Source organism: Actinoplanes sichuanensis (assembly GCF_033097365.1).
GTDB classification, from domain to species: Bacteria; Actinomycetota; Actinomycetes; order Mycobacteriales; family Micromonosporaceae; genus Actinoplanes; species Actinoplanes sichuanensis.
Window position 1 is genome coordinate 6,695,503 of the sequence record NZ_AP028461.1, and the last position, 22,335, is coordinate 6,717,837.

The window sequence follows — 22,335 nt, forward strand, 5'->3', positions numbered from 1 at the left end:
GGGGGCTTCGTCGTGAGCACCCCGATCGGCGGGGCGGGCACACCTGGGGCTTCGTCGTGAGCACCCCGATCGGCGGGGCGGGGGTCATCGCCCGGGAGAATCCCGCCCGTACCACCGAGATCGTCGGAATGGTGGCCGAGACGCCGGCGGCAGCGGTCTCCGAAGTCGTCCGCGAAGCGGACGCCGAGCAGCGCACCTGGGCCGCGCGCGGGCTACCGGAACGGCTCGGCGTGCTGAGCCGGGCCGCCGCGGCGATCGAGGCCGCCGTCGAGGACCTGGCGACGCTGCTGGCCCGCGAGTCCGGCAAGGTCCTCGGCGACTGCCGTGGCGAGATCGGGTTCGCGGTCCGCTACCTGCGGTGGGTGGTCGAGCACGCCCCCGCCGCCTACACCGACCGGGTCGTCGACGACGCTCTCGGCCGGGTCGTCGAGCAGCGCAGACCCTACGGGGTGGTCGCCGCGATCACCCCGTGGAACGCACCGGTCATCCTCACCATGCTGAAACTCGCCCCGGCCCTCGCCGCCGGAAACGCGGTCGTCGTCAAACCGTCGCCGCTCGCGCCGCTGACCGTCACCCGGGTGATCGCGTTGTTCGAGGCGCCGGTCCGGGTCGTGCACGGCGGCGCCGACACCGGGGCCGCACTGGTCGGGCACGGACTCGTCGGCAAGGTCGCGTTCACCGGCGGCGCGGCCGGTGGGCGGGCGGTCGCGTCGCTCGCCGGGGACCGGCTCACCCCGTCCGTGCTGGAGCTGGGCGGCAACGATCCGGCGGTCTTCCTGGACGACGCCCCGTTCGACGACGACGCCCTCGACCGGCTGGTGATGGCGAGTTTCGCGACCAGCGGCCAGGTGTGCATGGCGGCGAAACGTCTCTACGTCCCGGCGGCCCGGCTGGACTCGTTCGTCGACGCCTACCGGGCCGCCGCCGACCGGGTCCTGGTCACCGGCGACCCACTGGCCGACGGCGTGACCATGGGCCCGGTGATCTCCGCCGCCGCCCAGCGGGCCGCCCTGGCCCTGCGAGGCGGCGCGGCCCTCCCGGCGGGCGCGCGTGATGGCGGGGCCGTACACGATCTCGGCCGGTTCGAGGCGGACCCGGAGATCGGGTACTTCGTGCGTCCGTCGCTGGTCGTCGACCCCGATCCGGCGTCGCCGCTCGTCACGGCGGAGCAGTTCGCACCGATCGTGCCGGTACTCGGCTACACCAGCGAGGAGCAGGTGCTGGCCGCCGCGAACGCCGGCGAACTCGGGCTCGGCGCCTCGGTGTGGAGCGCCGACGAGGAACGGGCGTTCGCGTTCGCGAGGCGGTTCGAGGCCGGATTCACGTTCGTCAACACGCACAACCGCACCGGCATGAGCCTGCGCGCCCCGTTCGGCGGTGTGAAGCGCTCCGGCTGGGGCCGCGAATACGCCCACGAGGGCCTCGCCGAATACGTCCAGACCTGCGTGATCCACGCCCCGGCCGCGTTCCGCCCGGGCGCCGGACCGGTCGCGGGCGGCCCGTCGGCGTACCCGGCGGGCTGATGTAGACGCCGCGAACCGTGACCGGCCGGGCGCAGAAGAGAGGGCTGCCGCCCGGCCCGGTCACGGTTCGTGGTCCCAACCCGGCCGGGTGTGCGAGCTGTTTCAGCGTCGCTGGAACAGCACCCACGACCAGCCGATCGGAAGGTGGCTGGGCATGAGGCTGGGGTGCGGGATCGCCGCTGTCGCTCTGGGGCTCCTGATGGGTGGGTGCACCTGGCTGGAGCCGCCGATCGACGAGTCGGAACTCGCCGATCCGGCCCTCGGACCGGCCGAGGAACTGCTGCGGTCGGTGCCCGGTGACGGGGCGCCCGCCTACCGGTTCAACATCGGCGGGGGCGGCTCCTGTGCCCGGGCCGACGGGGTGGTCGACGTCGCCGGGCAGGCCTTCCAGATGGCGATCAGCAGCGACGGACCGGAACCGGGCACCGCTATCAGCATGGGTTTCCTGGTGCTGGGCGAGGACGCGTGGATCCGGCTTCGTCTGGAACCGGCCGAGATCGGGGAGCAGCTCGGCATCCCGGACGGGTGGGTGGCGTTCGATCCGGAGCGGGTCGAGTCGCTCCGGATCGCGGACGACGACGAAACCGATCCGGTCGGGGCCGGTGACCTGCTGGAAAGCGCGGTGGGCGTGGCCCGCGCCGGGAACCGGAAGTACTCCGGCACCCCCGCGGATCGCAGCGAAGAGGCCGAAGAGAAGATCTACGAAATCCTGCGTAGCTGACGAACGGCCAGCATTGACAGGATTTTTGCAGCCTGGTAGGCGTACACGGAAATTAATACGATTTGCGGCGTTCTAGTGAGACCGACTCCCCCGGAGCCCCACTTGCGCCTCTACCGACGCGTCGCCGGCCTGGCCACTGTCACCGCCCTCAGCCTCGGCGCCGCCGCCTGCGGAGTCGCGGAAGCCGCCATCGACGCCGCGGCCGCCGCCACCCCGGCCGGCAAACTACTGGCCGCGGCACCCGACCAGGCGACGCCGGCCTTCGCGTTCGCCACCAAGGGCGACTGCTCGGGGAGCATCTCCGGTGTGGTCGACCCGGCGGCGAAGGCGGCCAGGGCATCGGCCACCGCGAAGGTGCCCGGGGTCGGCGCCGTCACGATGAGCTATCTCCTGATCGGCGAGGACAAGTCCTTCTTCAGCATCGCCTTCAAACCGGCGTCCCTGCACGCCGCCAACGGCGTCCCGAAGGGCTGGCACAAGGTCGATCCGGCGAAGGTCGGCGAGGAGTCACGGGAGATGCTGGTCTACAGCCCCGAGATCCTCGACCCGCTCGGGGTCGGCGGCCTCGCCTCGGTGGCGTCCGGCGTGGTTCAGGACGGCGCGAAGTACACCGGGACGATCGACATGACCAGGATCGAGCAGGCCAAGCGGATCCTCCCGGCCACCACCATGACCAAGCTCGGCGACCGAGCGAAGGCCGTGCCGTTCGAGGCGATCGTCGACGAGGCCACCGGGACCACGACGAGCTTCACGCTCAGCCCGCCGGATGCGAAGTCGTGCACCGCCGTCTACGACAAGTTCGGCGCCGTCAAGAAGGTGTCCGCACCGAAGGCGAAGAAGGCCACCGCCGCCCTGTACCGACTGCTCGGCGCCTGAGCCGGACCGGGGTCGGCCGCGATCGCGGCCGACCCCGTGGCGTTTCAGTTCTCGGTGTAGTCGACGACCGCGCGGGCGGCCAGCAGCGGCCGGAGCCAGACGCCGAGTTCGAGATGTGCCGGATGCTGCTGGTATGCCCGGAGATCCTCGGCGTCTCGGTGGGTGGTCACCAGATGCAGGTGCCAGGACACTTCGGTGTGCAGCTCGTCGAGGTGGACCCGGAGGGAGCGGATGGCGGGAACGGCGCCGACCAGCTTCTCCAGGCGCGTCTTGGCCTCGGCGGCATCCGCGGCATCCGAAAACTTCATCAGAACGACGTGCACAAGCACCCTGTGCTCCTCAAAAATATCTTTGCCATCGAGATAACCCCTGTTGCTAAGCGGCACCCGAGTGTAGTTTTGGGAAACGCCGTTTCGCTAGGGGGAACCGGATGCCCGGTGCTGTACGCGTCGCCGCCGCCCAGATCGAGGCCGGCCAGGACGTCGCGGAAAATCTCGCCGCCTGCCTGCGCGTCATCGACGCCGCCGCCGAGCAGCGAGCGCAACTCGTGGTCCTGCCCGAGTTCTGCAACCACCTGTCCTGGTACGCCTCCCGCGCCCAGGCGCACGAGCGGGCCACCCGGCCGGGCGACGACTTCCTGACCGCCATCGCCGAACGGGCCCGCCGGCACGGCATCTGGATCAAGATCAACGTCACGCACGCCCACCCGGACGGGACGACGGGCGGTACCAACCTCCTGTTCGACCCGGCCGGCGAGATCGTCGGCACCTGCGACAAGCAGACCCTGATGGGCGCCGAGAACGACTTCCTGGAGCCGGGCGCCACGGTCGGACCGGTGCTGGACACGCCACTCGGCCGGCTCGGGATGTACGCCTGCATGGAGGGCGTGATCAACGAGGTGGCCCGCGGGCTCGCCCTGCGCGGCGCCCAGGTCCTGCTGAACAGTCTGAACAGCTTCGCGCTGGACGAGGCCGACCTGCACATCCCGGTGCGCGCCGCGGAGAACAAGGTGTGGGTGGTGGCGGCCAACAAGGTCGGCCCGCTGCTCCCCCGCGACGAACTGCCGGCGATCGCGGCCCGGCTCGGCGTGCCGCCGGAGTGGCTGCACGGGGCGGGCGAGTCGCAGATCGTCGCCCCCGACGGGACCGTGGTCGCCAAAGGTCCACGCACCGGTGAGGCCGTCATCGTCGCCGACATCGACCCGGCACAGGCCGACTCCAAACTGCGACCGGACGGCACGGACATCTTCGCGACCCGCCGCCCGTCGCTGTACGGCCCGATCGGCGCCGCACCGGTGGGCCGGCAGCGCCCGCCGGGTGCACCGTCCCTGCCGGTCGCCGTCCTCCGGGACACCGCCCGGATCGGCGACGCGGTGGCGAAGGGCGCCCGACTGATCGTCCTGCCCGCGACCCCGGGGGTGGCGACCTCCGACGTGGTGCGGGCGCTGACCGGGAGCGAGGCGCACGTGGTCACCGTGATCGACGGCGAGGGGGTCGTGATCGGTGCGGACGGTGTCGTCGGGCGGCAGCCGCGGATCCACGGCGGGCCGGGCACCGAGGTGATCCCGGTCGACCTGGAGTGGGGTCGCCTCGCGGTGATCGCCGGTGACGACGCGCTGTACCCGGAGACGTTCCGGCTGGCGGCGCTACTCGACACCGACGTGGTCGCGGTCCCCTACCACGCGCAGGAGGACTGGGAGCTGGCGCTCGGCCTGCCCGAACGAGCCGCCGAGAACCGCCTCAACCTGGTCGTCGCCACCCCCCTCGACCAGCCGGCCGCGATCTTCGCGATGACCCCCGACTTCACCCTGTGGACCACCTGGGAGGGCCCGTTCACCGGCCGCATCTCCACCCCGGTCCGCACCGACATCCCGGCCGGTGCGGCCTACGGCGCGGGCGAGGTCGCGCCCGCCCAGGCAGCGAACCGACAGGTCTCCCGCAACACCGATCTCGTCGACGGCCGCCCGTGGCGCCTGGTCGACGCACTGATTCGATAACGAAGGGTGCACATAGTGGCCGAGACGATCCAGCACGTAGAGGACATGGTCGACAACTCGCCGGTCATCGACGTGCACGACACGTTCAACTACTACCGGCAGCTGCTCGCCGACCTGAAGGCGAAGATCGACGCCCGGTTCGAGCTCCAGCGCGACCCGTCGACGTTGGACCTGCAGACCTACGGCACCTACCCGGACGGGCCGGGTGGGTCGCTGGAGGCGTACGCCGGGCCGGAGATCGACTGGATGGTCCACTCGTGGATCGGCAACCCGGGCGCCAGTTTCGCCAACCTGCACCTGACCGCCTGGCTCGGCCCTCAGGTCAAGGTGCCGCACCTGGGCATCGCGCTGCTGGTGTGGCCGGGTGGATGGTTCTACCTCGACTCGGTGCCGCGGACCAACATGGTCGAGGACGCCGACTACTTCGACAAGTACTACGCCGGCCTCGACGAGGAGTGGCTGGAGCTGCGGGCCGATCGTGAGTTCGAGTACTTCGTGAGCCGGGCCGGGTTCATCCGGGCCAGCCTGTCGCCGACGGCGTACTGCTACTCGTTCGAGCGGTCGCAGCGCAACCTGGAGATCGTGTCGCAGCGGGCGCACGCACATGTGGACCGCTGGCTGCGCTGGGTCGACGAGGCCGAGCCGGTGCCCGCCGAGGAGCGGGCCGCGCTGGCCCGGACCGACGAGACGATCCGCCGCAACATCGCCGAACGGGATCCGGCAAACGTGATGGGCGTCCGGTTCTTCGGCGAGGAGACCACGAACAAGCTGGTCCGGGCACTGTGGGGCGGCGACCGTCAGCTGCCCCGGGCCGGGGCACGCTGATGACCGTACGTTCCGTCTGGTGGGCCGCCGCGATCCCCGGAGCCGAGGCGCCGTTCGACACCGCGCATCTGCGGGTCTTCTACCCGTCCAAGCCGACCGGCTCGGACGCGGAACGGCTGTCCGGAGTGTTCCCGGCCGACCCGGCGCGGGCACCGTATCCGGTCGTGATCATCGTCTCCGGGGTGAACGTCGGCCAGGAGGCGTACCGGTGGCTGGCCGTCGAACTCGCCTCGCGTGGTCATGTCGCGGTCACCTACGACTGGGTCGGTGAGCTGTTCGGCGGGCTGAAGGGCATCACCCCGGGGGTCGAGTTGGCCGCCGCGAAGCCGGACGCCTACGGGACCCGGGCCACCACCCCGTCGGTGCCGGTGGTGATCGACGCGCTGCGCACGATCACCGGCCCGGTCGAGGGCCTGCTGGATCTCGACAACGTGGCGCTGATCGGGCACTCCGCCGGCGGCACCGTGATCCTGCAGAGCGCCCGGTTCTTCCCCGAGGTCAAGGCGGTCGCCGCCTACGGCACCCACACCATGGTCGCGACCATGCTGGGCTGGCCGGCCGGAACCGTGCTGCCAGCTCAGGTGGACTGCCCGGTGCTGCTGATGAACGGCGAGAACGACGGCGTGATCAACGGCTCGGCAGACCGGTACGGCGAGGACGCGGCCACCCGCAGGGACCCGATCAGCCGGACCTTCGACGAGGCGCTGCCCAACGCGGACGGCGCGAACGTGCAGGTCACCTTCGCCGGGGCGAACCATTTCGGGATCGTGCACCCGGTGGACGACACCGCGGCCCGCGCGTTCCTCGACCTCGACGCGACCACCGATCCCGCGGCCACCCGGGCCGCTTTCGTGGACGTCACCGCGGCGTTCCTCGACACCCATCTGCGCGGAGCGGATTCCGACGCACTGCACCAAGCCCTGAAAAATCCTTACATCGCCGGAATGCGGCGGAGGTAGCAGCCATGCTCAAGAACTTCTGGTACGCGGTGGAGTTCTCCGACAAGGTCACCACCAAACCGGCCCGGCTCACCGTGCTCGGGCAGTATCTCGTCGTCTACCGCACGCCCAAGCAGGGCCGGGTGGTGGCGCTGAGCGACCTGTGCGTGCACCGGGGCGCCGCGCTGTCCGGTGGCTGGCTCAACGACGACAAGATCGTCTGCCCGTACCACGGTTGGGAGTACGAGCCGGACGGCGCCTGCTCGAAGATTCCGGCGAACCTGCCGGGGCGGGGCATCCCGAAGAAGGCACGCGTCGACTCGTACCCCGTACAAGAAAAGTATGGTTTTGTCTGGGTCTTCATGGGTGATCTTCCGGAGGAAGAGCGTCCGCCGATGCCGGTGTGGCCGGAATTCGACGACCTGGTGGAGAACGGTGGCAAGTTCCGCACGGTGACTGGCGAGTTCCTGTGGAAGGCCAACTACGAGCGGATCCTGGAGAACGGCTGCGACATCGCGCACGCGCCGTTCGTGCACGCCGGCCGGTTCGGCAACCCGGACATGCCGCAGGTTCCCGACTACGAGGTCGAGCACCCGGACGAGTGGTCGGCGTTCGCGACCGTCGACCTGCACCCGCCGAAGCCGTCCGGCCTGTGGGGCAAGTTCGGTCGCCTGCTCGGCAACGACCTGAAGAAGAGGCCGCCGGTCACCACGTCGGCCGGGTGGATGCTGCCCAACATGATCAAGCTGCACGTGCGGCTGCCGATCGGTGACATGGTCATCTACGACACCAACATCCCGATCGACGAGACGACCACGCTGGTCAAGTGGGTCGCGCTGCGCACGTTCTTCACCGGCAAGTGGGCCGACAAGGACGCCGTCAACCGGACGATGCGCATCTTCTACGAGGACGCCGCGGTGGTCGACAAGGTCCGGCCCGAGCTGCTGCCGTTCGACCTCGGCGCCGAACTGCACATCAAGAGCGACATCATCGCGGTCGAGTACCGCCGTCGCCGCCAGGAGCTCGCCGACAAGGGCTGGCTGCTCAGCGAGGACGACTTCATCACCGGTGACGTGCCCCGCCGGACCGCGACCGTCATCCCGTCACCCGCGCGCCGGGAGAGCCCGGAACTGTCCCGCGCCTGGGTGCACAAGGCCCGCGGCGAACACCCGACCGTCGCCGCCTCCCGCCTGATGGACCCTTCACCAGAGGATGAGACCCCGTGAGCCTGCCCGCAGCACTCTCCGACACCACGCTCGACAAGATCCTCAGCAGCTTCGCGCTCTCGCTCGACGAGGACCGGGGGCTGACCTCCGCGATGGGCCCGGTCGGCCGGATCCGGGTGTGGCGCGGCGACGGACCGGTCGTGAAGGTCGTCGACGTCTCGCTCGTGGTCCCGCCGATCGGGCTGGACAGCCACATGATCTTCGCGTTCACCGCGCCGGAGTCGGGCGTACCGCACTTCACCCTGGACTCGGTCGCGAACGGGGACGACTACGCCTTCCACCTCGACCTGATCCCGCGGATCGACCTGGCCACCTCGCTGTCCTACCTGGACACCGTCTACGAGCCGCTGACCTCGGTGTACTCCTCAGTCTCCGAGCGCGACGGCCTGTCCCCCGCACACCTGACCCCGCGCCAGTACGCCCTGATGTCGCCCTGGATGCTGGTCAACCGGGCGACTCAGGCGGCCTTCGAGGGCATCGGCGACGCGGTCGACGCCTACTTCGAGCACTGGGCCGCGCTGGTCGAGAAGGGCGTCGAGGCGGCCGGCACCGCCGAGCGCGACGCCGCCCACCGGGAGCTGCTGTTCAGCCCGGAGATCGACCCGGTGTGGAAGCAGACCGTCCGGCTGCTCGGCGAGGAGCAGAGCGAATCGGTGCGCCTGGCCCTGGTGAGCAATGACTGAGCCGTCCGTCTGGCAGAAACGCATCGCCGGTGAATGGCACGGGCGGCCGTCGCTGTTCGACCACAACGGCACCTGGTGTGGATTCGAGGAGATCAGACGATCCTCGGAGTACGTGGACGGCGTCACCACGTACCGAATGGATGGTGGTCTGATCGGGGGCGGCCCACTGGCCGGGCAGTTCCGGCTGGGCGCGCCGTTCTCGTTCGGGGTGATCGACTCCGACTCGAACCGGGTCTACACCGGGCCGGACTTCTTCGGGACCGGGCAGCCGTACGGGTCGTTCGTCGACTCGCACTACTACGGCCCCGGCTGGCAGGTCGACCTCAACACCTGGAACCAGGTACTGCCGGACGGCGAGACGCAGGTCTACTCGTCGGTGCTCTACCAGGGCTGGGCGGTGGTCGGCTGCTTCAACGGCCTCTACACGCGCACGCCGTCGCTGGTGGAGGACCTGATCGAGGCCGAGACGCGGAACGGGCCGGTGCCGTACATCCTGCCGACCAAGCAGGCCGGCGCGTTCACCGGATCGCTGGAGCTGTGGGGCGCCGACCAGAAGCTGCGCGGCACGGTCGAGGCGTCCATCACGCTCGACCCGATCGACCTGCTGCGGACCCGTCGCACGGTGTCCTGGCAGGGCGCCGGCCTGGACCGGACGTTCCGCACCGAGACCCGTCGAGACGGCAACCGGCTGTTCTTCGAGGGCCCGGACGCGTGGGGCAACGCGGTCGGGTTCGGGCGGGCGTCGTTCCAGTCGCTGCACTTCACCGACGTCGGGAAGGTGAAGGCGCGGGAGTTCTCGATCGACGCCGCACCCGGGATGTCGGCCGGTAGGCAGTTGGCCGTGGTCTACGAGCTGTTCCACGGCGGCACCCTGGACTCGGTGCTGCACGGTCTTCTGGAGTGGGCGGCATGACCGAGCGAAGCGAGCGTCATGAGCGCCGGTCCTTCTCCGGGAGTTCATCGGCACAGCCCGTCGTGGTGGTGACCGGTGGGACGCGCGGGATCGGGCAGGGCCTGGTCAGCGCGTTCCTCGCCCAGGGTGCGTCGGTGGCCTACTGCGGCCGCAATGTGGTCGAGGATGCTTCGCCGGGCGCTTTGGCCGTTGCAGCCGACGTGACAAATCGGGCAGATGTTCGCAAGCTCTGGGACGCCACTGTCGACAAATTCGGAAAAGTAGATATCTGGGTGAACAACGCCGGAATGTCGAACTCGCGCAAGCCGCTGTGGGAACTTCCGGCCGCCGAGATCGACTCCGTGGTGGGCCTCAACCTGCAGGGGACGCTGCACGCCGGCGCGGTCGTGCTGAAAGCGATGCTCGCCCAGGGCCACGGCACGCTCTGGAACATGGAGGGCCTCGGCTCCAACGGCCAGATCGTCCCCGGCCTGACCCCGTACGGCGCGACCAAACGGGCCCTCACCTACGCCACCCTCGCGATGGCCAAGGAACTCAAGGGCACCCCGGTCAAGGTCGCCCTGCTCTCCCCCGGCATGGTCGTCACCGACCTGCTGCTGCAGGACTACGACCCGGCCGAACTGGAGAAGGCCAAGAAGATCTTCAACATCCTGGCCGACCGGGTCGAGACGGTCACCCCGTGGCTGGCCGCCCGGGTGCTGGCCGGAACGAGGAACGGTGGCCGGGTCGCCTGGTTGACCAGGCCGAAAGCCGCCTACCGGTTCGCCACCGCCGCGTTCCGCAAGCGTGACCTCTTCGGGGACACGTGATGGACTACCCGATCATCCTGGCGGTCGAGGACTTCGTACCGGTCATCTTCGGATCCATCGGCTTCGCCCTGCTCGGCCGGACCGCACCGACCGCGACCGCACAGCGGGCCGGTCTCGCCGGCGCGATCCTGATCGGCGCCGGCGGCGTCGCCAAATGCCTCTGGAAACTGGGGTACGCCGCGGGCGTCGGCGACTGGACGCTACTCGAACAGTCGCTGTTCCCGCTGATGGCGGCGGGCGCCACCCTGCTGTCGTGGTCCCTCGCGGTCACCGTGCGGCGCGGGCGGCGGACCCACTTCTGGCCGTTCGCGTCGACCTTCGCGCTGTGCGTGGCCGGGTCGCTGCTGTCCGGCAGCCTCAACCCGCTGTTCGTGGCGGCCACCCTCGGCGTCACCGCGATCAGTGTGCTCGGGGCCGTCGTCGCCGGCCGGTACCGGCAGTGGTGGGCGGTCAGCCTGTACGTGCTCGGGCTGGTCCTCGTGATGGGGCTGGTGCCGCTGCGGTCCTCCGACGAGCACCACACCCTCGCCTTCCAGTGGCTGGAGCAGTCGATCAACACCGCGGCGCAGGGCTGCCTGCTGGTCGCGGCCTGGCTCACCCTCCGGGCTACCCGCCCCGCACTCGTTGGAGCTTCGTCATGACCGACGCCCTCGGCTGGCGCCGCAAGTTCGGTGTCATCGCCCCGTCCACCAACACGATCGTCGAACCCGACTTCTACGCGATGGCCGTACCCGGGGTGACCTCGCACTTCTCCCGTATCCACATCCGCAACCAGGATCTGTCCGACGACGCGAACTTCGAGAACCTGCTGGTTCAGATCCGCGCCGAGATCGGCTTCGCCTGCGAGCGGGTGCTGACCTGCGAACCCGACTACATGGTGATGGGCATGTCGGCCGAGACGTTCTGGGGCGGCGTCGAGGGCAACCGCGAGTTCACGGCCCAGATCAAGGAGATCACCGGCCTCGACGTGGCCACCGGGGCCGAGGCGTGTGAGCGGGCGCTGAAACTCTACGGCGCCCGCAAGATCGGCGTGGTCACCCCGTACCAGCCGGTCGGCGACGCCAACGTGGTCCGCTTCTTCGGCGAGATCGGTTTCGAGGTGACCGCCATCGAGGGCCTGAAGTGCCCGACCGCGGTGTCCATCGCACACGTCACCGAGGACGAACTGCGCGCCGCGATCCTCAACGTCAACGCCCCCGACGTCGACGCGATCGTCCAGTGTGGCACCAACCTGTCCATGGTCCGCCTCGCCGACGAGGCGGAACGCTGGCTCGGCAAACCGGTCATCGCGATCAACGCGGCGACCTGGTGGATGGCGCTGCGCGAGAACGGCATCAAGGACAAGGTGTACGGGGCGGGCTCCCTGCTGCGCGAATACTGATCACCCCCATCGATAGAGTCATGCCACTTTAATGATCATGACGGGGGAAGACATGACGATCGTGCCGACACGGACCGGTGCCGCGCTGGCGGTCTCCGCGCTGCTGCTGGCGGGATGCGAGGCCGCGGAGCAACCGCGGCCCGCCCCGTCCACCGCCCCGAGCACCGCCGCCGGCTCGACGCCCAGCACGGCTGCCGCCCCGGCGGTGAGCGAGGAGCAGCAGGCCCTGGCCGCCGCCCGGACCGCGCTGCAGGAGGCCCGGTCGTACGTCTTCCACGGCTCCCGCCGAATGGGCGCCATCAAGGTGACCGCCGACTTCCGCATGGTCGGCGGTAACACGACCGGCACGTTGCAGATGCAGGGCCGGACGACGAAGTTCCGGACCATCGGCAAGGCGCTGTACCTGCGGCCGAGCAAGGACTTCTGGCCGGTCATGATCGGCTTCGAACGCGCGGCGGCGGCCGAACGGGAGGCGGCCGGACGCTGGGTCCGGATGAGCGACTACGACTCGACCGTGAGTCGGGGCTTCGGCGTCCCGGTCCTGCTCGCCGATCTCCGGCCGGCCGGACCACTCGTCCGGGGCCGGATCTCCGGCACGGGTGACGATTCCTGGGTCAACCTGACCAGCGGGACCGACCGGAAGTGGCGGGTCGGCATCCTCACCACCGGCAAGCGGTACCCCCGGTTCTGGGCCACCGCGAACTCGAACGCCACCATCACCGAGTTCGACACCGCGTTCCCGGCGATCAAGCCGCCGGCGAAGGCCGACGTCGTCACCTTCGACGAGCTGTCCTCCTGAAGCCGAAACCGTGCGTAACGTAGCGGCGACCGTGTGATATGGCTCGTATTCGCCGCATAAAGGTAATCGATTCGTTGCCCGGTACCGATAGGTTTGCGCAGCTCAGTAATGATTCCGCGCGGCGCGGGGGTCCACGCCGCGGTGATGAGAGAAGATCGATGACTAAGATTGCCTTCCGGGCCGGCCTCGCTGCCCTGGCCGCCGCCGGCATGCTGCTCTCCGGCTGCGGCGGTTCCGACAGCACCGAGCCGAAGGGCGGGACGACGACGGCCGCGCAGGCCGCCGCCGACAACGGGGTGGCGGCGCTGACCGCCGACGAGATCCTGGCGAAGGCCAAGGAGGCCCTGACCAAGGTCGGTTCGTTCCACATGGCCGGTTCGGCCACCACCGACGGCGAGACCATGTCGCTGGACTTCAAGGTCTCCGGCAAGGACTTCGCCGGCAAGATGTCGATGGGCAAGGACGCCGACGTCGAGATCCTGTCGGTCGGCGGCAAGCAGTACATGAAGCCGTCCGAGGGCTTCTGGGCGATGCTGGCGGGTCCCGAGCAGGCCAAGACGATGGTCACGGCGACCGGCGGCAAGTGGGTTCTGGTGCCGGCGAAGGACTCGGTCAGCGGCCTGTTCGCGGCGGCCGACGTGAACGAGCTGCTGAAGCCGACCGGCGCCCTGTCCAAGGGTGAGGCGACCAAGGTCGGCGAGCAGGCGGTGATCACCCTGAAGGACGCCGGTGACGCCGAGTCCCAGCTGTTCGTGGCGACCACCGGCGAGCCGTACCCGGTGCGCATCGGCCCGTCCGCCACCGGCGAGGGCATCACGTTCAGCGAGTTCGGCGCCAAGTTCGACGGCATCGCTGCCCCGGCCGCGGACCAGGTCGTCGACCAGGCCTCGCTGGGCAAGTAGGTCGCGCGGCGGTCCGGGGACACCACGCCCCCGGACCGCACGTTCATCGATACAATCCCGCGCGATGAACACCAGGATCCTTCGGGCCGGCCTCGCCGCCCTGACCGCAGCGACCGTGTTGCTCTCCGGTTGCGGTACCCCCCGCAGCACCCAGCCGTCAGGCGTGCCGGCGTCCTCGGCGCCGGCCGACAACGGGGTGACCGCCCTGACCGCCGACGAGATCATGGCCAAGGCCACCGACGCCCTCGCCTGGGCCGGCTCCTACCGCATCACCGCCACCGACTTCAAGACCGACGTCGACGAGACGATGAGCATGGACATCATGGTCTCCGGCGGTGACTTCAGCGGACGGATCACGATCAACAAGGACGCCGTTCTGGAGATCCTCGCCGTCGGCGGCAAGAAGTACATCAAGGCCAACGATGCCGCCTGGACCACCTTCGTCGGCGCCGAGAAGGCACGGACCATCATCGCGGTGGCCGGCGGCCGGTGGATGCGGGCCCCGGACGACGACGCGATGAGCGGCCTGTTCGCCCTGGGCGACATCAAGGAACAACTGCTGAAACCCGAGGGTCTCCTCGGCAAGGGCGCGTTCACGCAGGTCGGCGGCACACCGGCGGTCATCGTCACCGACAGTCTCACCGACATGCACCTGTACGTGGCGACGACCGGCAAGCCGTACCCGATGAGGTTCCACTCGGCGTCGGGCGACGGGGACATCGATCTCAGCGACTTCGGCGCGACCTTCGACGCGATCGTGGCCCCGCCCGCCGACCAGGTCGTCGTCCCGCCCCGCCAGGGCAGTTAGGGCACGGATCGGAGGTGTGGGGCCCGCCCCGCGCAAGCCGGCCCACACCCCTGAACCGTTCCGCCCGTCGACGCGGGCGGAACGCGGCTACCGGAAACCGGCGATGCGGCGCCGCCGGGCCGGAAGCAGAAGCAGCAGACCCGCACCGGGGAGCAGCAGAGCACTGCCGACCAGCACGACGGTCGCCCACTCCTGACCGGGACCGGTCTTCGGCAGGGCGCCCGGGTCCTCCTCGGTGGTCCCGGTGGCCGCCGCCGTCGTCGACCTGGTCGCGGTCGCCGTCGCGGTGGCCGTGGTCGTGGACGTACCGGAGCCGAAGGTGATCGTGACCTGGACCTTGTTCGCGGCGACCTCGGCCGCGGAGTGACTGGACGGCAGCAGCTGTGCCGCCACCACACAGCCGTTGTCGCAGCTCTTGCCGCTGAACGACTTCTGGATCGTCAGGGTGAGTGTCTTCGTCTTGCCGGACGTGTCGGTGGAGACGAACTCGGCGCCGCCGGTCAGGTTGCAGTCGGTGGCGGTCGCCGGGTTCTTGACACACTGGCCGAGCGCCAGATCGGTGAGGCCGGGGGTGAACCCGGTGCCGTAGACGGTGATCTTCTCGCCGTCGGCGATCCCGCTGGTCTTGGAGACGTGCAGTTTCGCCGCGGCCAGCGCCGGGCTCGGCTGCACGAACACCACGGCGGCCGCACAGATCAGGCCGGCGGCGACCGCCGCGGCCGCCCGTCTCACAAACGTGTCAAGGACCATCGATGGAACCTCCATATCAGGAAAGGTCGCCGGACCGGGCCACGGCAGCCTCGTCGGTGCCGAGGTAGGACAGGACGACCGCGGGATGGTTGCGGACCTCGTCCGGTGGTCCCTGCGCGATCACCGCTCCGGCGTCCATGGCGATCAGCCGGTCGGCGACCCGGGACAGCAGCGGCAGGTCGTGTTCGATGACGAGGATCGTGGTGCCGAGTTCGGCCCGGACCCGCAGCATCAGGTCGCCGAGCGCCTTCCCGTCGGCCTGGGTGAGACCCGACGACGGCTCGTCGAGCAGCAGGAGCCGGGGACGCAGGGTGAGCAGGCAGCACAGTTCGACGACGCGGCGGGTGCCGGTGGAGAGCTCCCCGACCGGCCGATCGGCCAGCCAGTCCAGGCCCATCGCGCGCAGGGCGGCGTCGGCACTCGCCGCCTTGACCGTTTCTGATCTGTCGTCGCCGATCACGTCGAGTCCGAGGTGGACCGGCGACCCGCATTCGGCGGCGACCATCACGTTCTCCCGGACCGTCATCGCCGGGAACAGCCGCGCGTCCTGGAACGACCGCACCAGGCCCGATCGGGCCCGCCGCTCGGGCGTCCACGAGGTGACCTGTCTCCCCTGGTAGCGGATCACCCCACCGTCGGCCGCGGTGAATCCGGCGAGGATCTCGAAGAGCGTGGTCTTGCCGGCGCCGTTCGGCCCGATGATCCCGACGATCTCCCCTTCGGTGACGGTGAACGTGGCATCCTGCACGGCCCGCACCCCACCGAACGACCGCCGCACCCCACCGACCTCCAGCAACGGCGCGGAGAACTCCCCCGGCACCAGCGGTTCGGCCGGCAACCGCCCGATGTTCCACAGACGGGGAGGATCAAGATCAACCCCACGCGGCGGTACGGCCGTCGTCTCCCGCCCAGCCGATGAGGCCGCCACCCCGCCCCCGGTGCTGTCCGGAACGTCCTCGGCGGAACCGTCGCCGGGTACCGCGGAAAGCACGGCGGCCGGGTCGTCGAGCTGTCGCTCAGCGTCGTCGTCCGCGGGCGTCGACCGGTCTGCGGTCCGGCCGATCGAAGCCGGCAACGGGCTCGCGGTCTCGACACCGATGCGGGCCGGTGTGGTGGCGGCGCCGGCGCCGGCCTCACCACTGGCGACGGCGCTGGTGGCTCGGGCTCCGGGGCGGAGGCGGGTGGTGGCACGGGCGCGGAGGCGGAGGCGGGCGGTCAGGCGGCGCCACAGGCGTGGGATGCCGTCGGTGAGGAGGCCGCCCAGCCCGTCCGGCAGCAGCAGAACCACCAGGAGCCAGCCCAGCGTCAACACGGCCTGGCCGGGAATCCCCAGCGGAAAGAGCAACGGCAGGCCGACGATCAGCGCCGAACCGAGCAGCGCGCCACCGGTGCGGGCCAGACCGCCCACCACGGCGATGGCGACCACGTCGATGCTGGCGGCGGCCGGGAAGTTGTTGATGCTGAGCTGGGACTGGCTGAAACCGATCACGACTCCGCCGAGTCCGGCCAGGGCGCCGGCTACCGCGTACACCTGGAGTTTGCGCAGTGGTGCGGTGACCGTGAGGGCCCGGCCCGCCTCTTCGTTGTCGCGCAGGGCGAGGAGAAGGCGGCCGAAGCCGCCGCCGCCGAGGCGCGCGGTGACCCACCAGCCGAGACCGAGCAGCAGCAGCGCGAACAGGTAGTAGTCGGTGGCGACGCTGACCGGGTAGTCGTGCCACACCGGATAGGGGACGTCCAGCCCGTCGCCGAGCAGCCACGGCAGGCGCAGCAGCCAGCCGCTGGTGGCGAGTGCGAACGCGAGCGTGGTGACGCCGAGGGCGACGCCGCGCAGCCGCAGCGCCGGGACGCCGACGAGGACCGCCGCGACGGCTCCGGCGGCGCATCCGGCGACCACACCGAGGAACATGTCGCCGGTGAGCACGGCGATCTGGACGGAGACGGCGGCGCCGATGCCGGCGAAGCCGAACTGGCCGAGGGAGAGTTCACCGGCGATGCCGGTCACCAGGATCACCGACAGGGCGACCAGGGTGTATCCGCAGATGGTGGTGAGGATCGTCGCGGTGGCGTTGCTGACCACGTAGGCGAGACCGACGCCGCACGCCGCGAGTACGGCCGGTCCGATCTTCGCGGCGGTGGTGGGGGCCCGGCGTTCCTGCCGGGGCCAGGGGGCGGACTGCTCGTCGCGGCGGCCGCCCGGCCGTTGCCTGAGCAGTGCGATCAGGATGGCCAGGCCGAGGACGACGTCGACGAGACCGGCGCCCTCGCGGGAGAGCAGGATCTGTTCCAGGACGCCGACGCCGAGGGACGCGCCGAACGCGATCGGCAGCGACGTCATCCGGGCGATCACCGCACCGGCCAGGCCGCGCAGCAGCAGCTGGGGGCCGAGCGACTCGATCGACTGGACTCCCTGGGTGGGGGTGAGCAGGATGGCCGAGAACGCGGCGATGCCACCGGCGACGGCCCAGGCCAGGGTGGCCATCCGGGGCGCGGGCACGCCGTTGACGGTGGCGGCGTCCGGGTGGTCGGCGGCGGCACGGATGCCGATGCCGTATCTGGTGCGCCGCAGGAAGTACGCGAGCGCGCCCAGCAGCACCGGGGTGAGCAGCAGCATCGCGGTCAGCGAGGAGCCGACGGCGGTGGTGCCGATGCTGAAGGCGGGCAGGCCCGGCGGTTTCGGGTAGGTGGTGCCGGAGAAGCTGTCCCGGGACACCAGCAGCGCCAGGACCAGGATGAACTGGGACAGGCCGAGGGTGGCGATCATGCCGATCACCCGGGGCCGCCGGTACAGGCGGCGGACGACGACGATCTCGGTGCCCGCGGCGAGCCCGCCGGCGACCGCGACGGCGATCGGGAAGGCCAGCCAGTACGGCATCCCGGTGGCGAACCGGGCGAGGACCGCCGCTCCGAAGACGCCGATGGCGCCGTGCGCGAAGTTGACGAACCGGCTGGACCGGTAGACCAGCACCAGCCCGATCGCGAGCAGCCCGTAGGTGAGTCCGGTGAACAGCCCGACGGTGAGCCGGTCGAATCCGAAGTCGAATCCCCCGAGGTTCATCACGCATGCCCTCCGAGCACGAGGCGGCGGGCCAGGTCGGGCGAGGCGCGCAGCTCGGCCGGGGTGTGCTCGGCGATGATCGTGCCGTGCTCCATGAAGAGCAGCCGGTCGGCGACCGACATCGCCACGTTCACCGACTGTTCGATCAGCAGCGTCGCCACCCCGACCGCGGCCAGCCGCCGGATCAGTTCGAGGAGGCCGCCGACCACGACCGGCGCCAGCCCGAGCGAGAACTCGTCGATGAGCAGCACGTCCGGCCGCTGAATGAGGGTCTTGGCGAGCACCAGCATCTGCCGTTCCCCACCGGAGAGGGTGGACGCCGGCTGGTCGGCGCGGGCCCGTAGCCGGGGGAAGACGGCGAGCGCCCCGTCGACCGCGGTGTCCGGTCTCTCCTCGTGGCCGGGCACCGGATAGCAGTGCATGCGCAGGTTGTCGCGGACCGACAGCGACCCGAACGCCTGCTGCCCGATGACCGTCGACAGGCCGAGCCTCGGCCGTTCGGCGCCCGGCACACCGGTGATGTCGCGGCCGTTGAGGACGACTGTTCCGGTGCTCGGCCGGTTCAGCCCGGCGATCATCCGGACCAGGGTGGACTTGCCGGCCCCGTTGGGCCCGCACAGCGCCACGGTCTCGCCGCGGTGGACGGTCAGCCCGACGTCGAAGAGCACCTGGATCGAGCCGTATCCGCCGGACAGGCCGTCGACCTGCAGGAGTACGTCGTCACTCGCCAAGGGGAGTCACCTCGCCCTGGTAGGTGAAGCAGGAGCAGCCGGTGTCGTACTTGAGCACCCGGTATCCGGTGCCCGCGGCGTACCCGTCGGCGCCGATCTTCCCGCCGAACCCGCCCGCGGTGGTGAAGTCGACCTGCCGTGCGGCCTCGCCCCAGGCGGCGGCGTTGAGGTTCGGGCCGAGACCGGAGGCGGCCTTCTGGAGCAGGAGTGTGGCGTCGCAGTAGGTGAAGGCGACCCGGGCGTTCTCCCGTTTCGGGAACGAGATGCCGGCTTGGCGGAAGATGTCCAGGCACTGGCGTTCGGCGTCGGTGGCCGGGAACTCCAACCGGCTGTCCGGCACGTCACCGGCCGGCGCGAACCCGATGCCGATCATGCCCTTGAGCGATTCCGGCGGCACCGTTCCCGGGTTGTTCACCATGAAGATCGGGCTGTCGAAGGTGGAGACGCCGTAGGTGGCGGTGAAGCTCTGGGCTTTGGCGCTGGTCATGAAGAACGGCGCGATCCGGGCCCCACCGAGGAAGAACACCCGGTCGATCCGCTTGCCGCGCAGGTCGACCGCGGCCTGGGAGAGCCCGCTGTTGAGGGTGCCCAGGCTGGTCGTGTCGATCCACGAGACGTCGACGGTGACCCCGATCTCCCGCAGCGACGGCACCACCAGCTTGTCGAAGATCGACTTGTTGGCCGGGGTGTCCGCCGCGATCAGCCCCGCCTCGGTCCGGCCCTCGAAGAACTTCTCCCGGATCAGCACGGCCAGGAACGACGTGGCGAACCTGTCGTACTCCGGGTAGGTGGCGGTCCACAGGTAGGGGTCGAGCTGGGTGAACGTGGCCCGGTCGTCGGCGATCAGGGTGGCGTCGAGCATCAGCGTGCGGCGCTGGGCGTAGCAGGGCCGGGCGTTGGACTGCAGCTGGCCGGTCAGCACCACCGCGAAGGCCCTGTCGTCCTGGGTGATCTGGCTGCACAGCGCCGTCTCGGTGGCCGGGGAGTCCTTGCTGGCCTCGTACTCCCGGTAGACCGCGTCGAGTTTGCGGCCGGCTATGCCACCGTTCGCGTTGACGTACGCCGCCAGGGCTTCGACCTGCTCCTCGGGTTTGCCGACGTCGGCGTTCTTGAACCCGGTCATCGACGCGGTCGCGGTCAGATCGGTCCCGATGAAGACGACCTTGACGCTGTCGTCGGTGACGCCGGGACCGACCCCGCCGGACGGGGAGACGGCACTGCCGGCGCCGGGCATCAGGGTGCCGCAGCTGGTGTACGCGAGGACCGCGACCGTCAGCACGGCCCCGATCCGGACGAATAGCGGCCAGTCGATGCGCCGGGTCGTCATTGCTCCTCCGGAGGATGCGGGTAGCGGCGGGCCATCACGTGCCCGAGCGCGTTCAGGTCGAGCACCGAGTCGCCGCCGCCCGGCCCGTGATCCGAGCCGAGCATGTGCCGCAGGTGGTCGAGGCTGAGCTGGGCGCCGGCCATCCGGCGCAGCCGCCGGGCGCCGGGTGCGTCGTCGAAGACCAGGAAGGCGCCGAGGCCGCCGAGCCGGACCACGGACGGCAGCATGGTGCGGGTGGGGTCGGCCCACGCCGGTTCGGTGCCGCGCCGGCGGAGCCGCCGCAGCACACCCCAGGCGATCAGCACCAGACCGAAGACATTGATCAGGAGAAGGCCCCAGGGGTACGCCTGAAGCGTGACCCGTGCCTGTGCGAGGCCGCTGACGTCGACCTGGATCACGTATCGGCCGAATGCGGCGAACGGAAGCTCGACCGGCACCTGGAGGGTGCGGCTCTGCCCCGGCCCGAGGTCGGTGATCGTCTCCCGGTAGAAGACGTTGTCGTCGCCGCCCCCGCCGAGCCGGGCCTGCACGGTGGCGTTGACCAGCGTCGACGTGGTCGGGTTGCGGATCGTGTAGATCAGGGTGAGTTCGTCCGGCGCGCCGAACCAGGCGGCCACCGTGCCGCCGGTAAGCCGCACGTCCTGCACGATCAGCTGACGGACCGGGTCGGCGCTCTTCGGCACCTGGCCGACGGCGTGGCCGGTCAGGGTGATCGGCAGATCGACCACGGCGTCGGCGTCGCCCTGGACCGCCGCCACGTGGATGACGCAGGGGCAGGCCTTGGGCGGTTCGCCGACGGTCAGGTCGACGACGAATGCGCCGTCCTCACCGACCGGGGTGGCCAGCGCGCCACGGGTGTCGCAGGCCACCGAGCCGGTCACGCCGCCCTCGCCGCAGGTGACGAACTGGAGCAACCGGCCCGGTTCCCAGCCCTCACCGGTGACCCGGATCTTCTCGCCGGGCGCGGCCTCGGTGGCCGACAGCCGGGCGACCAGGCCACCGGCCTGGACCGGGACGCCGGAACCGAGCAGCGCCAGCAGCGTCACCGCGGCCGGCACGACAGCGCGTCTCATCCGGCGGCCACCAGACCGCGCGGCCGGGCCTCGCGGCTGCGGATCCGGCGGCGGGCGCTCCACCAGACCCCGCCGACCAGCAGCACGAGCAGGGCCACCCCGGTCCAGGACCAGACGAACGAGCGGACGCTCCTACGGGCGTAGACACCGCCGTCGGCCTTCACCACGACCGACGTGGTGACCACGTCGAACGGCCACACGCCCTCGGCCCGCATGCTGAACCGTCCTTCGGCACCGGGCACCATGTCGCTGGACGGGAGCGTGCCGGTGGTCGTGATCTGGTGGCCGAAGAGGCCGGTCACCCGGACCGTGGCGGCCGGCATCAGGTGCACGTTGCCGACGTTGGCGACGCGGTAGGTGAGGTCGCCGCGCGCCGGGACCGGCAGCAGCGGCGAGTCGATGTCGACGTCCAGTCCGGACACCGAGAGGCCCGGTACGACGGTGCCGGCGACCCGCAGGTAGACGCGGGCACCGACGGCCCGTTGGATGCGCACGGTCGCCCCGGAGGCGTCGGCGGTCGCGCTCGGCTCGGACTCCATGGCGACGACTCCGCCGACGTGGTCGCCGGGGGTGGCCTGGGCGGGCACGGTGATGGTGAACGGGATGTCGGCGCCGGCCCCGGCCGGCACGGTGACGTTGCCGACCACCGAGCTGACCCAGGCGCCCAGGTCGACCTGGGCGCGGTCCTTGGTGCGCAGCGCGAAGCCGCCGTCCTTGACCGTGTTGTACGCGTCGGCACCGTAGATCACGAACGATCGGGGTTCCTTGCCCAGATTGGTGACCCGGACCGACTCCTGGATGGTCTGGCCGGGGCTCGCGTCGAGGAAGAAGTAGAGGCGCGGGGTGGGGCCGGGGTTCTTCGCCGGAGTGGGTGTCACCGCCCACTCGCCGTTGCCGGTGGCCCGGGCCGGGGTGGCCGGGACGAACAACAGCGCGGCCAGCGCAAGGGCAGCTGCGGCAATCCGCATGATCGTCCCTTCAGGCGGAACGGTCCAGGGG

Annotated in this window: 22 protein-coding genes; 15 read left to right on the forward strand and 7 right to left on the reverse strand. The window is 70.5% G+C overall.

Annotation, left to right across the window (positions count from 1 at the left end; all coding sequences use genetic code 11):
* Positions 1 to 56 precede the first annotated feature (56 nt).
* The 3 genes from Q0Z83_RS30975 to Q0Z83_RS30985 all read left to right on the forward strand — a co-directional run bounded on the left by Q0Z83_RS30975 (position 57) and on the right by Q0Z83_RS30985 (position 3,120).
* Positions 57 to 1,523, forward strand: a complete 1,467-nt coding sequence (locus Q0Z83_RS30975) for an aldehyde dehydrogenase family protein (RefSeq protein ID WP_317786771.1) — start codon at positions 57 to 59, stop codon at positions 1,521 to 1,523.
* 154 nt (positions 1,524 to 1,677) lie between these two features.
* Complete coding sequence (locus Q0Z83_RS30980) at positions 1,678 to 2,244, forward strand: hypothetical protein (RefSeq protein WP_317786772.1); 567 nt, start codon at positions 1,678 to 1,680, stop codon at positions 2,242 to 2,244.
* Between the two features lie 102 nt (positions 2,245 to 2,346).
* Entirely contained in the window at positions 2,347 to 3,120 is a 774-nt protein-coding gene (locus Q0Z83_RS30985; RefSeq protein ID WP_317786773.1) for a hypothetical protein, read from the forward strand.
* Positions 3,121 to 3,164: 44 nt separating this feature from the next.
* On the opposite strand, the gene Q0Z83_RS30990 is transcribed toward Q0Z83_RS30985, so the two are convergent.
* A complete protein-coding gene (locus Q0Z83_RS30990) occupies positions 3,165 to 3,506 on the reverse strand; it encodes a Dabb family protein (RefSeq protein WP_317786774.1) in 342 nt (113 codons plus the stop codon).
* Positions 3,507 to 3,550: 44 nt separating this feature from the next.
* On the opposite strand from Q0Z83_RS30990, the gene Q0Z83_RS30995 reads away from it, so the two are divergent.
* The 12 genes from Q0Z83_RS30995 (at position 3,551) to Q0Z83_RS31050 (ending at position 14,400) form a co-directional block, all read left to right on the forward strand.
* Positions 3,551 to 5,116 (forward strand): nitrilase-related carbon-nitrogen hydrolase, encoded by a 1,566-nt coding sequence (locus tag Q0Z83_RS30995; protein ID WP_317786775.1) that lies wholly within the window; start codon positions 3,551 to 3,553, stop codon positions 5,114 to 5,116.
* A 15-nt stretch (positions 5,117 to 5,131) separates the two neighbouring features.
* Complete coding sequence (locus Q0Z83_RS31000) at positions 5,132 to 5,941, forward strand: oxidoreductase (RefSeq protein ID WP_317786776.1); 810 nt, start codon at positions 5,132 to 5,134, stop codon at positions 5,939 to 5,941.
* On the forward strand, positions 5,941 to 6,900 hold the full coding sequence (locus Q0Z83_RS31005; protein ID WP_317786777.1) for an alpha/beta hydrolase family protein: 960 nt from the start codon (positions 5,941 to 5,943) through the stop codon (positions 6,898 to 6,900). Before Q0Z83_RS31000 ends, Q0Z83_RS31005 begins: the two co-directional genes overlap by 1 nt.
* A 5-nt stretch (positions 6,901 to 6,905) precedes the next feature.
* Positions 6,906 to 8,105, forward strand: a complete 1,200-nt coding sequence (locus Q0Z83_RS31010) for an aromatic ring-hydroxylating dioxygenase subunit alpha (protein WP_317786778.1) — start codon at positions 6,906 to 6,908, stop codon at positions 8,103 to 8,105.
* Positions 8,102 to 8,788, forward strand: a complete 687-nt coding sequence (locus Q0Z83_RS31015; RefSeq protein ID WP_317786779.1) for a hypothetical protein — start codon at positions 8,102 to 8,104, stop codon at positions 8,786 to 8,788. Before Q0Z83_RS31010 ends, Q0Z83_RS31015 begins: the two co-directional genes overlap by 4 nt.
* Complete coding sequence (locus Q0Z83_RS31020; RefSeq protein WP_317786780.1) at positions 8,781 to 9,701, forward strand: hypothetical protein; 921 nt, start codon at positions 8,781 to 8,783, stop codon at positions 9,699 to 9,701. The genes Q0Z83_RS31015 and Q0Z83_RS31020 overlap by 8 nt, the downstream gene beginning before the upstream one ends.
* Positions 9,698 to 10,510 (forward strand): SDR family oxidoreductase, encoded by an 813-nt coding sequence (locus Q0Z83_RS31025; RefSeq protein ID WP_317786781.1) that lies wholly within the window; start codon positions 9,698 to 9,700, stop codon positions 10,508 to 10,510. Before Q0Z83_RS31020 ends, Q0Z83_RS31025 begins: the two co-directional genes overlap by 4 nt.
* Positions 10,510 to 11,151 carry a hypothetical protein gene (locus tag Q0Z83_RS31030; protein ID WP_317786782.1) on the forward strand — a complete coding sequence of 214 codons (642 nt, stop codon included), beginning with the start codon at positions 10,510 to 10,512 and terminating at the stop codon, positions 11,149 to 11,151. Before Q0Z83_RS31025 ends, Q0Z83_RS31030 begins: the two co-directional genes overlap by 1 nt.
* The gene (locus Q0Z83_RS31035) at positions 11,148 to 11,891 is read left to right on the forward strand and encodes a maleate cis-trans isomerase family protein (RefSeq protein WP_317786783.1); all 744 of its coding nucleotides are present in this window, start codon (positions 11,148 to 11,150) and stop codon (positions 11,889 to 11,891) included. The genes Q0Z83_RS31030 and Q0Z83_RS31035 overlap by 4 nt, the downstream gene beginning before the upstream one ends.
* A gap of 37 nt (positions 11,892 to 11,928) precedes the next feature.
* Complete coding sequence (locus Q0Z83_RS31040) at positions 11,929 to 12,690, forward strand: hypothetical protein (protein ID WP_317786784.1); 762 nt, start codon at positions 11,929 to 11,931, stop codon at positions 12,688 to 12,690.
* A gap of 158 nt (positions 12,691 to 12,848) precedes the next feature.
* A complete protein-coding gene (locus tag Q0Z83_RS31045; RefSeq protein WP_317786785.1) occupies positions 12,849 to 13,592 on the forward strand; it encodes a hypothetical protein in 744 nt (247 codons plus the stop codon).
* Positions 13,593 to 13,656: 64 nt separating this feature from the next.
* Positions 13,657 to 14,400: a hypothetical protein gene (locus tag Q0Z83_RS31050; RefSeq protein ID WP_317786786.1), complete on the forward strand. Its 744-nt coding sequence runs from the start codon at positions 13,657 to 13,659 to the stop codon at positions 14,398 to 14,400.
* Between the two features lie 87 nt (positions 14,401 to 14,487).
* Here Q0Z83_RS31050 and Q0Z83_RS31055 read toward each other — a convergent pair whose 3' ends face one another.
* From Q0Z83_RS31055 to Q0Z83_RS31080, 6 genes are read right to left on the reverse strand one after another with little or no spacing between them, the layout of a single operon-like run.
* Complete coding sequence (locus Q0Z83_RS31055; RefSeq protein ID WP_317786787.1) at positions 14,488 to 15,150, reverse strand: neocarzinostatin apoprotein domain-containing protein; 663 nt, start codon at positions 15,148 to 15,150, stop codon at positions 14,488 to 14,490.
* Between the two features lie 16 nt (positions 15,151 to 15,166).
* Positions 15,167 to 18,205, reverse strand: coding sequence for an ABC transporter permease subunit (locus Q0Z83_RS31060; protein ID WP_317786788.1), 3,039 nt, complete (start codon positions 18,203 to 18,205; stop codon positions 15,167 to 15,169).
* Complete coding sequence (locus Q0Z83_RS31065; protein ID WP_317786789.1) at positions 18,205 to 18,936, reverse strand: ABC transporter ATP-binding protein; 732 nt, start codon at positions 18,934 to 18,936, stop codon at positions 18,205 to 18,207. The genes Q0Z83_RS31060 and Q0Z83_RS31065 overlap by 1 nt, the downstream gene beginning before the upstream one ends.
* Complete coding sequence (locus Q0Z83_RS31070; protein WP_317786790.1) at positions 18,926 to 20,263, reverse strand: ABC transporter substrate-binding protein; 1,338 nt, start codon at positions 20,261 to 20,263, stop codon at positions 18,926 to 18,928. The genes Q0Z83_RS31065 and Q0Z83_RS31070 overlap by 11 nt, the downstream gene beginning before the upstream one ends.
* The gene (locus tag Q0Z83_RS31075; protein ID WP_317786791.1) at positions 20,260 to 21,336 is read right to left on the reverse strand and encodes a hypothetical protein; all 1,077 of its coding nucleotides are present in this window, start codon (positions 21,334 to 21,336) and stop codon (positions 20,260 to 20,262) included. The genes Q0Z83_RS31070 and Q0Z83_RS31075 overlap by 4 nt, the downstream gene beginning before the upstream one ends.
* The gene (locus Q0Z83_RS31080; RefSeq protein ID WP_317786792.1) at positions 21,333 to 22,304 is read right to left on the reverse strand and encodes a WxL protein peptidoglycan domain-containing protein; all 972 of its coding nucleotides are present in this window, start codon (positions 22,302 to 22,304) and stop codon (positions 21,333 to 21,335) included. The genes Q0Z83_RS31075 and Q0Z83_RS31080 overlap by 4 nt, the downstream gene beginning before the upstream one ends.
* Positions 22,305 to 22,335: the final 31 nt, after the last annotated feature.

Coding starts and splice junctions, on each gene's coding strand:
- Q0Z83_RS30980 (WP_317786772.1), top strand. CDS start 1,678: ATGAGGCTGGGGTGCGGGATCGCCGCTGTCGCTCTGGGGCTCCTGATG.
- Q0Z83_RS30995 (WP_317786775.1), top strand. CDS start 3,551: ATGCCCGGTGCTGTACGCGTCGCCGCCGCCCAGATCGAGGCCGGCCAG.
- Q0Z83_RS31005 (WP_317786777.1), top strand. CDS start 5,941: ATGACCGTACGTTCCGTCTGGTGGGCCGCCGCGATCCCCGGAGCCGAG.
- Q0Z83_RS31010 (WP_317786778.1), top strand. CDS start 6,906: ATGCTCAAGAACTTCTGGTACGCGGTGGAGTTCTCCGACAAGGTCACC.
- Q0Z83_RS31020 (WP_317786780.1), top strand. CDS start 8,781: ATGACTGAGCCGTCCGTCTGGCAGAAACGCATCGCCGGTGAATGGCAC.
- Q0Z83_RS31025 (WP_317786781.1), top strand. CDS start 9,698: ATGACCGAGCGAAGCGAGCGTCATGAGCGCCGGTCCTTCTCCGGGAGT.
- Q0Z83_RS31030 (WP_317786782.1), top strand. CDS start 10,510: ATGGACTACCCGATCATCCTGGCGGTCGAGGACTTCGTACCGGTCATC.
- Q0Z83_RS31035 (WP_317786783.1), top strand. CDS start 11,148: ATGACCGACGCCCTCGGCTGGCGCCGCAAGTTCGGTGTCATCGCCCCG.
- Q0Z83_RS31040 (WP_317786784.1), top strand. CDS start 11,929: ATGACGGGGGAAGACATGACGATCGTGCCGACACGGACCGGTGCCGCG.
- Q0Z83_RS31045 (WP_317786785.1), top strand. CDS start 12,849: ATGACTAAGATTGCCTTCCGGGCCGGCCTCGCTGCCCTGGCCGCCGCC.
- Q0Z83_RS31050 (WP_317786786.1), top strand. CDS start 13,657: ATGAACACCAGGATCCTTCGGGCCGGCCTCGCCGCCCTGACCGCAGCG.
- Q0Z83_RS31055 (WP_317786787.1), bottom strand. CDS start 15,150: ATGGTCCTTGACACGTTTGTGAGACGGGCGGCCGCGGCGGTCGCCGCC.
- Q0Z83_RS31060 (WP_317786788.1), bottom strand. CDS start 18,205: ATGAACCTCGGGGGATTCGACTTCGGATTCGACCGGCTCACCGTCGGG.
- Q0Z83_RS31070 (WP_317786790.1), bottom strand. CDS start 20,263: ATGACGACCCGGCGCATCGACTGGCCGCTATTCGTCCGGATCGGGGCC.
- Q0Z83_RS31075 (WP_317786791.1), bottom strand. CDS start 21,336: ATGAGACGCGCTGTCGTGCCGGCCGCGGTGACGCTGCTGGCGCTGCTC.
- Q0Z83_RS31080 (WP_317786792.1), bottom strand. CDS start 22,304: ATGCGGATTGCCGCAGCTGCCCTTGCGCTGGCCGCGCTGTTGTTCGTC.